The following is a 12710-nucleotide window of genomic DNA, read 5'->3' as shown; positions in this document are numbered from 1 at the left end:
ACCGGTTCAATCCCGGTCAATGGCTCCAGCAAATGCGGGAGTGGCGTAATTGGCAGACGCGCACGTTTGAGGGGCGTGTGGGTAACTCCGTACGGGTTCAAGTCCCGTCTTCCGCACCATCTTAATAACCTCGAACTACGATTTTGCGGGTGTAGCTCAATGGTAGAGCACTAGCCTTCCAAGCTAGCTACGTGAGTTCGATTCTCATCACCCGCTCCATTATCATTTTCGTGGCGGCATAGCCAAGTGGTAAGGCAGAGGTCTGCAAAACCTCTATTCCTCAGTTCAAATCTGAGTGCCGCCTCCAACTAATTAGCCGATGTGGCGTAACTGGCAGACGCACGGGACTTAAAATCCCGCGGACTTAACATCCGTACCGGTTCGATTCCGGTCATCGGCACCATATGAAAATTTATTAACTTAGATAAATGAACGACCGTATTGTTAAATCAATACGGTTTTTTCAACATCATAAGTCCATAATAGCATAATGAAAAGCTGATTAGAACGATTTATTTACTTTTTACCAAATAATAAATCAACTATATTAATAAAAGCCGAGAAAGATTATGATTAATCTTTCTCGGCTTATTATTATTAGGCTTGCTAGGCCTCGATGTTAAAATACAGATCATCGTTTAAATATGGATTATCCAACGAGTTCACATATTTATGTGCGTGAGCTCGTAATTCTCAATCGTGCGTATCTGTAAACTCCAATCAATAGTATCTGGAGTTTTAATGCTCTCCCCCATTAGTTGTTTAATAGCAAGATCTAAAAAGTTTACACCAGTAAAACAGGATTTATGAATCCCCGCGGACATCCGGGTATTAATTTCAATGAGATGAGCCACACCTTTGTGATACTTTACTTGAATATTATACAAGTAGCTTAATGAAAATTCCTTAGTTAATCTTTGAGCTATAGCAATTAAATCCTCTCGATACTCAATAGTTTGGCGATAAAGATCTGCTTTTTTTCTAGGGACGGCAACAACAAGCTCACCATTATTCCCTAAGCAATCAATACTATATTCGTCCCCTTCAAGATATTCCATAACCATAAAGGGTTCTACAATATTCGAGTGCTCTAATATCCGGTTAATCCTAGCTAACGAAATCGTTGAATTCGTTGTTTTATTAAGCTCATCGATTTCTGTCATATCGTCTAAAATTCGTTTAAAGCCATCTCCGCCAATTCCAGAGATAGGTTTTAAACAAACACTACTACCTATCCTAGTTATTAGATTATAGGCATTTTCAAAGTCCTTAATGTTCTCAATTCTGAACGCTTTTGGAATAGCTACAAGGTTAGCCCCTTCTAGCGCCTCATAAGTTTTTAGTTTGTTATCTAGAAGTTGATACGTTTCACTATCCCCAACAAACATTACTTTTACCCCGAGACGGTCAAATTGTTCCTTGTATTCAATTAATGTGGTAACGTTATACCTGGGCACAAATAAGTTAACACCGTGCTTAAAACAGAAATCTAAGCAGTAATCAACATAGTCTCTTCCATTAACAGATGGCTCTACCTCAAAATAATCTGCCACTTCCTGTAGATCGTTATTTGGACAAACATGTGATATATATATCTTAAAATTTGAGGGGTTACTAGTTAGAAACCGTTGAATAATTTTGGGTGTCGAAGAAAAACAGCGATTAAAGTAAATAGTTTGTATTCCGCTAGACATGGTCAATTTGCTACCTCCTATAGTTCTCTAATAGGATTAGCAAATATTGTAAATTAAATACATTCATGTCATATTAGTTTAATTTCTTAGGCATTCTTCGGAATATAACGTTTCGCACCCAATCTTTGAAGCCCAATTTTACGGGAGGGCTAGGAAGGGGTTTTTGCCCATAAATAAGGCCAAATCCATAGTAACTACGGTTTCTCTTCATAAACGAAGCGTTTTTTTGTAATCTGGGTAGTAATCGCGGTTGCCTATGGAGTTTATTCATGAGGTCTTTAACCAGTACCCAGTCTTTCTTGAGTTCATTTAGAACAACGTTGCTATTGTCTCTTAAGGGTTGAGGATTCTTAATCTCTACATCTTGAAAACCAGCTTGGGCTAATGCATTGCCCCATTCTTCGAAGGATAATGGGTTTGTTCCTAAGCCAAAACACTCCTCCATTTGGCGCCTTACGATAACAGGCAAATCGTTTAATAGTGCCATTTCAAGATCGGCAACTCTGCCCTCAGGCTTTAATACTCTATAGAATTCTTGATACACTTTTTCTTTATCCAAAAAAACGGTTATAGATTCGGCTAAGACCACATCGAAGTGGTTATCTTCAAAAGGCAGTTCATAGACATCTGCTGCCCTAAAATCGACTAAATGAGAAACACCCTCTTTTTCAGCCCTGAGACGTGCTTTTTCAATCATATGAGGATTAATGTCAATACCTATGATCTTACATCCGATCGTTTTCGCTAAATAGCAAGCTGTTAGACCGCTTCCACACCCGGCATCAAGCAAATATTCCTCAGGTCTTACACCTATAACATCTAGATTTTGTTTCGTGGCAGGAAAGCCCCCTGGATGAGAACTTCCTATGCCTAGCCAGGCTATAAGTTCAAAATAGTTCATTTCGTCAACTCGTTTAGTTTCACGTATCACCTTGTGTCCTCCTTCCATGGGTATGTGGTATTATATTCCATGAACAAGTTGGCTGACAGTAGGTAAGCTCGGTCATAATTCATAACAGAAAAACTTACGCATCTTTTTCGATACATGTCTTTGCTATAAAAGCAACTTAAGCACTGTGTCATCCTGAAGGAAGGACGACTGAAGGATCTAGATCCTTCGCTGCCCTCAGGATGACATGAATGAAAGAGGACCCTAAAGTTATGCTTTCTGACAGAATAAAAGTAGCCACCGCTAAAGCGATGGCTTATCTTTGAATTCATTACTTATCAATTCTCTTAACCTCTATGGTTTCGTGAACTACTTCAGATTTGAGGTCAATAACTTCTCCGAAAGTAAACATCTGTGATCTGGAATGGTAGATAGGCGGGCGTTTCTTTTTAGGGAAGAAATGTCGATAAAGTCCATAGACACTTAGCAATCCGGCACCTATTAAAAGAATACCAAAGGAAAAAACCAATGTTGTGCTGACAATAAATAAAATCCCTATAGACCAAAGAATCTTATTAAGTTTTGGCATGCTAAACCCTCCGTAACTCTTATTATTCTCCGGGAAGTAGCCTATAAAATGTACTATAACCCATTATAACACGAGTCTGAGAAGTTGCATAAATTTAATCGGGTAGTTCGGTTAATTCTCCATCTTCGAAATTAATATAAAACGCGGCCTGACGTGTACAACCCTGCACACCACAAGTTCCACTTCAAACATTCTCTAACATACTTCGTTTAATTTTATAGTTTGAGACACATATTCTACATATTTGGCTCCAGGCTTTAGTTCCATCAGCGTGTTTGGGATTAGCGTTTTTAAATATTATGCCGTTATATTGGTACATCATGAATAACTTAACCTCTTTCTGTGTCGTGATCATAACTATTATATCATTTTCTCATTGGCTTTTCTGTATAATAAGCAATGGCAATTGCGCCTGGACCGACATGTAAGCCGATAACAGGTCCAATATCCATGATATCTATTGGTATATTTATCGTTTCTGTGATTAGTTTTGCTAAATCGTTTGCTTCATTTTGACAATTAATATGTAGAACAACAATCTCTCCCACACCATAGATTTTAATATCCTGTAACATCTTATCAACCATAGCCAGAATAGCATTCTTTTTTGTTCTAACCTTCATTAATACATTGGTTTTACCGTCCTCGACGGTTAAAATGGGAATAATCTTAAATAGATTCCCGATTAATGCACTTGCGCCACCAATTCTACCGCCTTTTTTTAAATATTCGAGATTCTCTGGAATAAATAAAAACCGGCTTCTCTTAATTGTTTCCAAAGCAGCTTCTTTGACCTGTTCAAGTGTCTTACCAGCTTTTGCAGCTCTTGCCGCCAGAACCACAGCAAATCCTAACTGCATGCAATTCGATCTGGAATCAATAATCTCGATCTTTGCATTCTCGTACTTCTCCAGAATCATATCTCTTACAGTTTGAGCCGTTGATAAAGTACCACTCATGTCAGAAGACAAGAAAATGCAGCATAGACTATCCCCCATCTCGACGGCACGTTTCATTTCCTGATACATTTCCCCTACGGAAGGCTGTGAAGAGGTTGGAATCCCCTTCTCTGCCATCATCGTGTAAAAAGTTTTGTTATCAATATCCATTTCCCTCATGCTGTCATTTCCAAAGGAAAGATTCAAGGAAACCATTCTGATATTTAATTCTTTTCTAATAGCCTCTTGTAAGTAGCTTGTGCTATCCGTTAAAATCTGTACTGCCATTTTTTTAGCTCGCTTTCATTACATGCCATGATCTAATAATGCTAGGCATGCTTTATCCAGTCTTTAGGGCCCCAGGAGTTTACTACAACACATTATAACCTTTTCCAATACAACTTGTATAATATAATATTAAGAATCTCTAAATCCGAGTGACATACTAACAGCAGATATTTCAAGATCGTTTGCTTTTAGCCGAACATGTTTACTTATAGACTTCTGAAAGAATCTCAATATCATCTTGACTAAGAGATACAGGATCAGGAGCTTTACCAGGCTCTACGACAAGAACCTTAATCCATTTTACCATGTAGACCTCCTAAATATAATGACTATTATAAAACCATAGACGTAAGAAAAAAAGCCCCGTGCGATGCGGTTATTTTTCCGCTGACGGGGCTTTCTAATTCATCTTACAATCAAGCTTATGATTGGTTGACTTTTAGATCAGGCATTATCTATGCTTTATCTTCTGTCGCTTCAGTCTCAGGTACTTCATCGGGAACTAATGCATTTTCGATGAGCGTACTGAGATGGTGCATTTTCATGCCAAGTTTATAGAATTTATTCATGTCGTTAAACTGGTCAATACAGTTATGGCAAGGAATACATCCAATTTTAGCACCAGTTGCAACTAATTGATCGACTTTAGGTTTAGCTTTAGCCATACGCTGTTGCTTAGTAGCTGCAACTGCTAACGCTCCACCACCAGCTCCACAACAAATGTTATATTTGCCTTCAGGATTCATTTCTCGATAATCCTCGACGACTTGTTTGATAACATAGCGTTGTGGTTCATAAACTCCTTCTTTACGAACCGTATTACAAGGATCGTGAAGGGTCACGGGGAGAGGATTTTTACTCTTATCGAGTTTTAGTCTGCCTTCTTTGATCCATTCTTCATACTTCTCGACAATGTGACGAACGGGGAACTGTTTGCCTTTCCAGAAGGTGCGTTGAAACATTCTGCAAGAGCGGAATGCGTGACCACATTCAGTAACGACTAATTCTTTGGCATTGAGTCGCTCCATCTCTTCAAAGAGCGGTCGTGTAATCTCTTGGAATTGGTCGTTCTTTCCAGTGAACAGACAGATATTGGTTGCATCCCAACGCTTACTGCTTAGTGTGTAATTTACTTTGGCTGCTGTGAAAATGTGTAAAATAGTTTGAAGTTCATGTGGATAATGTTTAACTTCTCTGGCATTGAAGCCAAACATAAAGTCAGCATCCTGCTTGTCAATTTGGATCTTAACTGTAGGATCATTCATTTCTTTCTGAAGTTCCTCTTCAAGCCATTCCAGAGTTTCATCATAATCGAGTTGTTCCACTGCCATTTGGTTACCTGTATTTATATGGTCATCAGCAATGTGTTGTAAGTGACCTGGAGGCATAGGAGTTTTTCCACGGAAAGCTCTTGTAATAGCTGCAATATTGACACCCATTGGGCACTCTACAGTACAGCGTTCACACATATTGCAATTCCAGACAAAAGGATCATTTTCAACCTCTTCACGCATTCCAAGGGCTATTTTGCGAATAAATTTACGCGGGTCATTATCCTCAACCAAATCACTATACTTACACCCAGCGGTACACATACCGCAAGTAAGGCAATTAGAAAAATCATACCCTTTTAATAATCCAGCCACTTCATCTCTCAGGGTTGGATCAAATTCTCTAACTCTAATGGGTTCAGCCATTCTTACTATCACCTCCGACTTGATTAATATTCATTAGGCAATTCTTTTAATTGAGCCATTGAGAAGACCGGGCCATCTTTACATACATATTCTGTTCCGATATTGCAACGTCCGCAAATACCCAGACCACACTTCATGCGCATTTCTAAGGATGTGTAAATAGTCTCAGGAGTAAAGTTCAACTTTTCTAGAACGGGTAAGGTAAATTTAATCATAGCAGGTGGTCCGCACACAACAGCATAGGTATCCACGGATGAAGGAGCAATTTGTTCCGTAATGCTAGGAATAAAGCCTACGTGTTTAGTCCAGCCTTCTGCAGGTCGGTCAATGGTGGTTACCAGGTTAATGTTCGGATTGTTTTCCCACTCGGCTAATTCCTCTTTATAGAGCAACAAGCCAGGGTTTCTAGCACCGTAAATAACCGTAATATCACCATAGTCTCCCCGATGTTTGTCATCGAGCATATATTTTGCCAGTGCACGCAGAGTTGTAAATGCAAAACCTCCACCGATAATAACGACGTTTTTCCCTTTAAACTTCTCTAAGGGATAGTAATTACCCATCGGCCCTCTAACCCCTACCATAGTTCCTTCTTCTAAGAGGTGCAGGGCATTAGAGACGCATCCTACTTTAGCAACTGAAAACTTTAGGATTCCAGGCTCGGTTGGAGAGGTTGCGATTCCAAAAGGTGCTTCTCCATGACCATAGGCGCTAAGTTCTGCAAACTGACCAGGCATATATTTGAAGTTTTCTTCATCTTGTTTGTTTAGAAACTCTAAGGTAAAAGTATTGATCAGTCTATCTTCAGTTTCTACTAAATTTTTCACGAGCTTCATTGTTATTGGGATATATGGATTCTGTTGCATCATTCCACCACCAATTCTGCTTTGTTAGCCCCATCAATGACTTGTCGGATATCCATGTTAACTGGGCAACTCTTAATGCAGCGACCACAGCCTACGCACGCCATAGCCCCATTGTTATGGACAAAATAGTTAAACTTATGCATCAACCGTTGACGCCAACGGGCTTTTTTATTATCCCGTGGGTTATGACCGGAACCATGAAGGGTAAATAATGGAGCCATACAAGCATCCCAGGTTCGAACTCTGGTACCTTCGTTTTTACGCACTTCCTCGGAAATATCGAAACAATGACAGGTAGGACAAGAGAAGGAACAAACATTACACCCTATGCATTTTTCTTGGAGAGTGTCCCAGAAAGGACTGTTAAACATCTTGTCAAGCTTGCTGGTGGTGTTTGCGACATCAACCTTACTGGCAGTTTCTGCACTCTTGATTTTGTCAACCAAGGCTTGCTCCTCTGCAGAAAGGTCTGAGAGGGCTTCAAAACGAGCAGCTAAGGCTTTCCCTTTTTCAGTGATCACTTCTACTTCGTAGGAATCTCCCAGATCGATGAGAAGGATATCTGATCCTTCACTCCCCGCCGGAGACATTCCGAAAGAGGAGCAAAAACAAGTTGGGGCAATCTTTGAACAAGCCAGCCCGATGATCACAGATTTGTCACGACGCTCAAAATAATAAGGGTCAGTATATTGATCATTTTTGAAGACCATATCTAAGAGTTGCATCCCTTTAGCATCACATGGTCGAATTCCAAATAAAATGGTATCTTCAACCTTGAGTTCGCTCTTAACGGTTACATCTTTACCCTCTTTTATATAGGACATGAGTTTCTCATGTTGAGGGAAAAAGAAGGCTTTGGGAGGAAGTTTAGAATTTAGATAATCTTGTTTGACTTCAGAGAAGCTTTTGACTCCTTTGAAAGCAATTCCGTTAGCATCACTAACCGGAGCAATTACTTGGTACTCAGGGACTAATGCATCAAATGCCTGGCCAAATTTTTCTTTACTTATCTTCATTATCTTCACCTCACTCCTTTACCAAGAACTGTTCAGGATCATTTGTTGTGTATTCATTAAGAGCAGGTTTACCCTCTTCACCGATACCGGCTTCATGGTTATACATAACGTAAACATCTTTCGTCATTTTACGATTCAAGGCACGGATGTCAACACCTTGAGGACAAGCACGAGTACATGCACCACAATCAACACATCGACCAGCTAAGTGTAGCACACGTCCAGCTTGGAAGAAGAGATTTTCGGCACGGTTTACTCCGCCAGTTAACCATCTTGGTGAGTTACAGTCCACAAAGCATTCTTGGCAATAGCATAATGGGCAAGCATTGCGACAAGCATAACAGCGGATGCACTTGCTCATTTGCTCTTTGAAATAGTCTTGGCGATCACTTGCTGATTTTTCTTCCAAGGCTACAACATCTGCAAAGGCTGGAGCATCTTGAGCAACTTCAATGGTTTCTCCAATATGAAGATCCTCCATAACTGGATTTGGGTATCGGCAGGTCTGACAGGTAGCATCTTTTACTTCAGCAAAGAGATACTCTTTGTCCCCTTCCATCCCTTTAACGGATATTTTTCCGTCACTAATCTTAGCTTCGAGGATTTCCCCTACTTCAGCCAAGATGTTTCTTTGGTCGATTACGCCTGAACAGGAAACTCCAATGATAAACAAGTCATCTCTCACTAGTTGATTTTCCTGTAAAAGGACTGCTAAAGCTCGACTGTCGCAGCCTTTTGTGATAATGGCTTTTTTGCCGGGAGTTTTGGCTGCATAAGCTGCTAAGTTGTTCTCACAGGTTTCATCCCAGATTAGGGAATCAACCCCTTCAGGAGAATGAACAAAGCAAGGAGTCGCTTTAAGGGGTAAGGATCCTTTTTCGTAGCCAATGACTACATCTACTTTGCCTTCGGCCAGCAACTGACGGGCCTTTTCTCGGATTTCGTTTATGATATTATTCATCCGCTGCACCCCCGTCATCTACTTTAAATATCCCATTATTAGGACCAAGGGCACTAACACGCTCGGTAACTCCTTTAACGACTTCGGCAAAACGAATACCTTCTGCTGCAGATACCCAAGAGAAATTGACTCGATCTTCCTCTAAACCTACATGGCTGAGTAATGATTTAATAAGCGCAAATTTTCTTCGTGCTACATAGTTGCCGCTAATATAGTGGCAATCCCCTGGGTGACATCCGGATACTAAGACTCCATCTGCCCCATTTGCCATTGCTTTTAATACATATAAAGGATTGATTCTGCCGGAACATGGGACTCTGATGGTCCTAATGGTTGCTGGATACTGTACTCTACCGACACCAGCTAAGTCTGCTCCTGCATAACTACACCAGTTGCACAAGAAAGCTGCTATTTTTGGTTCATACTTTTTATTTTCAGCATCTACCTGAATTTCTCCCATAATCATCTACCTTTCCCTAGTTATTAGGTGCCCACACTTTATAGGGAGTTTAACATCTCGACAATTTGCTCATTAGTACATCCTCTGAGGCTTAAGGCTCCGCAACGACAACTCGAAGCACAAGCTCCACAGCCTTTGCATAGGGCATCATTGACGACTGCTACACGATTTTCCTTATCAACGGTGATTGCTTTAGCTGAACAAACAGCTTCACAGGTTCCACAAGCGGTACATTTGCGTTTATTGACAAAGGCATTTAGACCCGCTGATTCTACTTGATCCTTAGATAAGGCTACACCTGCACGCCCTGCTGCAGCTTTAGCTTGGGCAATGACTTCTTCCATGTTTTTCGGGCTGTGTGCAATCCCAGCCATAAACACTCCGTCTGTACTGAAGTCAACGGGGCGTAATTTCATATGAGCCTCTAAGAAGAAACCATCAGCATTTAAAGGAATTTTGAACCATTTTGAGAGTTTTTTGCCGTCTGCTGGTGCTTTAATAGCAGCAGCTAAGCAAAGTACATCTGTTTCAATCTCAAGGGGACGATCTAAGACATGATCCGTGACGGTTACAACGATGGTATCCCCTTCCTTGTTGACAACAGGCTTGGCATTCTCGCTATAACGGACAAAGATGATACCAATTCGTCTTGCTTCCTCATAGTCCTCTTCAAAGTAGCTGTAAGTTCTCATATCACGGTATAGAACAAATACATTTGCCCCTGGGTTTTTCTTCTTAACTTTAAGTGCTAACTTAACTGATTTTGTACAACAGGTACGGCTGCAATAAGGATTTTCTTCAGTACGCGAACCAACGCATTGAATGAAGACAAAATTCTTAGCATTTTCCACTTTAGCATCATGGTTATAAAGAGCTTCGTCCATTTCAATTTGAGTCATGACGCGCTCGTCTTGGCCATATAGGTATTCATTTGGCTTATATTCTTGACCTCCAATGGTCAGAAGTGCAACCCCATGGGCAATCTGTTCGCCATTTTCTAAAGTGGTGGTAAAGTTACCTAAGAAACCACCAACATCTTTGATCCCCACACCTACGTGAAGTTTGACATTGGAATGGTTGCTTACCTTTTCGATTAGCCCAGCAACAAAGGCCTTCATGTCTTCTCCTCTGAAGCCAGTGGAGAATCTTCTGGCTACGCCGCCTAAAGCACTTTCTTTTTCAACTAAATGAACTTCATATCCTTGGTCAGCCAGGGAGAGGGCACTGGTCATGCCTGCAACTCCGCCTCCGATTACCAAAGCAGCATGATTCATATCCATGAAGATTGGTTGAGTTTGTTGCTGCATGGAAGCACGAACGATAGCCAACTTTGTGAGGTCTTTCGCTTTTTCGGTTGCTTTTTCAGGCTCGTTCATATGAACCCAAGAACATTGATCACGGATGTTTGCCATGTCAAACAAGTGAGCGTTCAAACCAGCTTCTTTCAATGTCTCTTGGAATAAAGGCTCGTGAGTACGTGGGCTACAAGATGAAACGACAATTCTGTTTAATTTTTGTTCACTAATCAGGGCTTTAATGGAAGCTTGAGCGTCCTGTGAGCAAGCATAGATTTTATCTGTGGCATAGGCAACAGTCGGCAGAGTCTTAGCGTATTCAACGACGCTCGGTACGTTAACAACACTGCCAATATTGACACCGCAGTGACAAATGAAGACACCGGTTCGGATCACATCACCAGCAACATCCATTTCAGGTGGATACTCTTTCTCACTGACCAAGGTTCCACGCTCTTCGGCTAATAATGCTGAGGCAGCACCAGCAGCGGCACTTGCTTGCATAACCGTTTCTGGAATATCTCTTGGGCCACTGAAAGCACCTGCAGCGAAAATCCCCTCTTTAGAGGTGTTTACCCCACTCAGCGGTTCAAGCTCAGCAAATCCATATTTATTAACTTGGAGGTCCAACAGCTTAGCTAATTCTTTAGAACTATCGCCTGGCTCAAGACCCACTGACAGAACAACTAAATCAAATTGATCTGATAATATTTGACCGTCTTCTGTGGAGTATCTTATGACTGCATCTCCTGAATCATCTGTAGCTTCTGTTACTTCATAGACACGGGAACGAATGAAATTTACCCCTTGCTGATTCTTTGCATTGTTGTAATATTTCTCAAAATCTTTTCCGGGGGTTCTCATATCCATATAGAAAATAGTTGTGTCTACGGGAATATGACTGTGCTCTTTAGCAATTACAGCTTCCTTAATTGCATACATACAACACACGCCGGAACAGTAATTATTTCCAATTTTTGCATTCCTGGATCCTACACACTGAATCCAAGCAATTTTTTGTGGTTCCTTTTTGTCAAAAGGTCTTACTAAATGGCCGTCAAATGGACCGGAAGCACTAAGAAGTCGTTCAAACTCTAGGCTTGTGATAACGCTTTTGATTTTTCCATAACCATAATAATCCAGGGAAGAGGCATCGAATATTTTAAAGCCAGGATTAAGAATCATTGATCCTACTTCAACTTCGAATTCCTTGTCTTCCATATGATGGTCGATGGCACCTGCTTGACATGCTTTAACGCATTTCATACAGATTTCTTTGCCTTTGGCTTTGCCCCTGGATTGATACAAACAGTTCTTTTCGTCAATGCCATAGGCATTTGGGAAGGCTTGGGAATACTGTTTAAACGCAGCTTTACGCTTACCTAAGCCTTGATTAAATTCATCGTCGACTTTTACCGGACAAGCTTCAGCACATGCTCCGCAACCTGTACATTTTTCCAGATCAATGTAACGGGCTTTTTGTTTAATGGTTACCTTGAAATTTCCAGCTTCTCCTTCTGTTTTGACAACTTGTGAGTTGGTGTAGGTTCTGACGTTAAGATGGCGTCCGCATTCAACTAATTTAGGGGATAAAATACACATAGAGCAATCATTGGTTGGGAATGTCTTATCCAACATTGGCATAGTTCCGCCAATTGCTGACGATTCTTCTACCAAATGTACTAAGTATCCCGACTCTGCTAAATCCAGTGCAGCTTGAATCCCGGCAATCCCTGCGCCAACAATCAAAACAGAACCTATTTTATTTTGACTCATTACAACCCCTCTTTCATCCTTACTCCTTATTAAAGATAGTTACAACAATCACAAAGAACATTAAATAAATTCGCCATGAAAGTTAAAAATCCTTTTTTAAGATGACAAAATATTATGGAATTAAATAATTTTATAGTAAAATAACCTAATTAAGCCTTTTTACTGACATATACCCTATTAAATAGCCCACAACTTTACCTTATTCTATTGGAAAATAGGATTCTAAATACGAAACATAGTT

Annotated in this window: 10 protein-coding genes and 4 tRNA genes; 4 read left to right on the top strand and 10 right to left on the bottom strand. The window is 40.6% G+C overall.

The genetic code is table 11. The features are described 5' to 3' along the window. Positions 1–34: 34 nt before the first annotated feature. From HGJ98_RS01280 to HGJ98_RS01265, 4 genes are all read left to right on the top strand, one after another. A tRNA-Leu gene (locus HGJ98_RS01280) sits at positions 35–119 on the top strand. Positions 120–145: 26 nt separating this feature from the next. Then, positions 146–219, top strand: a tRNA-Gly gene (locus tag HGJ98_RS01275). 13 nt (positions 220–232) lie between these two features. Then, positions 233–307: transfer RNA gene (locus HGJ98_RS01270), tRNA-Cys, on the top strand. 8 nt (positions 308–315) lie between these two features. Further along, a tRNA-Leu gene (locus tag HGJ98_RS01265) sits at positions 316–403 on the top strand. Between the two features lie 259 nt (positions 404–662). Here the strand turns inward: HGJ98_RS01265 and HGJ98_RS01260 are convergent. The 10 genes from HGJ98_RS01260 to HGJ98_RS01215 all read right to left on the bottom strand — a co-directional run bounded on the left by HGJ98_RS01260 (position 663) and on the right by HGJ98_RS01215 (position 12469). Then, entirely contained in the window at positions 663–1694 is a 1032-nt protein-coding gene (locus tag HGJ98_RS01260; RefSeq protein ID WP_291349179.1) for an ATP-grasp domain-containing protein, read from the bottom strand. A gap of 73 nt (positions 1695–1767) precedes the next feature. Then, the gene (locus HGJ98_RS01255) at positions 1768–2643 is read right to left on the bottom strand and encodes a class I SAM-dependent methyltransferase (RefSeq protein ID WP_291349177.1); all 876 of its coding nucleotides are present in this window, start codon (positions 2641–2643) and stop codon (positions 1768–1770) included. A 271-nt stretch (positions 2644–2914) separates the two neighbouring features. After that, entirely contained in the window at positions 2915–3172 is a 258-nt protein-coding gene (locus HGJ98_RS01250; protein WP_291349176.1) for a hypothetical protein, read from the bottom strand. A 365-nt stretch (positions 3173–3537) separates the two neighbouring features. After that, positions 3538–4398, bottom strand: coding sequence for a DegV family protein (locus HGJ98_RS01245; RefSeq protein ID WP_291349175.1), 861 nt, complete (start codon positions 4396–4398; stop codon positions 3538–3540). A 455-nt stretch (positions 4399–4853) separates the two neighbouring features. Beyond that, positions 4854–6095, bottom strand: coding sequence for a (Fe-S)-binding protein (locus tag HGJ98_RS01240; RefSeq protein ID WP_291349174.1), 1242 nt, complete (start codon positions 6093–6095; stop codon positions 4854–4856). A 23-nt stretch (positions 6096–6118) separates the two neighbouring features. Beyond that, positions 6119–6961 (bottom strand): FAD/NAD(P)-binding protein, encoded by an 843-nt coding sequence (locus HGJ98_RS01235; protein WP_291349173.1) that lies wholly within the window; start codon positions 6959–6961, stop codon positions 6119–6121. Next, positions 6961–7977 (bottom strand): 4Fe-4S dicluster domain-containing protein, encoded by a 1017-nt coding sequence (locus HGJ98_RS01230; protein ID WP_291349172.1) that lies wholly within the window; start codon positions 7975–7977, stop codon positions 6961–6963. Before HGJ98_RS01230 ends, HGJ98_RS01235 begins: the two co-directional genes overlap by 1 nt. A 10-nt stretch (positions 7978–7987) precedes the next feature. Continuing rightward, positions 7988–8938, bottom strand: a complete 951-nt coding sequence (locus HGJ98_RS01225) for a 4Fe-4S dicluster domain-containing protein (protein WP_291349171.1) — start codon at positions 8936–8938, stop codon at positions 7988–7990. After that, positions 8931–9398, bottom strand: a complete 468-nt coding sequence (locus HGJ98_RS01220; RefSeq protein WP_291349170.1) for a hydrogenase iron-sulfur subunit — start codon at positions 9396–9398, stop codon at positions 8931–8933. Before HGJ98_RS01220 ends, HGJ98_RS01225 begins: the two co-directional genes overlap by 8 nt. Before the next feature lie 38 nt (positions 9399–9436). Further along, complete coding sequence (locus tag HGJ98_RS01215; RefSeq protein ID WP_291349169.1) at positions 9437–12469, bottom strand: FAD-dependent oxidoreductase; 3033 nt, start codon at positions 12467–12469, stop codon at positions 9437–9439. Between the last annotated feature and the right edge of the window lie 241 nt (positions 12470–12710).

The organism is Desulfosporosinus sp. (assembly GCF_014237355.1).
In the GTDB taxonomy this organism is placed as follows: Bacteria; Bacillota; Desulfitobacteriia; order Desulfitobacteriales; family Desulfitobacteriaceae; genus Desulfosporosinus.
Note: the sequence above shows the minus strand (reverse complement) of the source record. Positions and strands in the feature narration are given on the sequence as shown.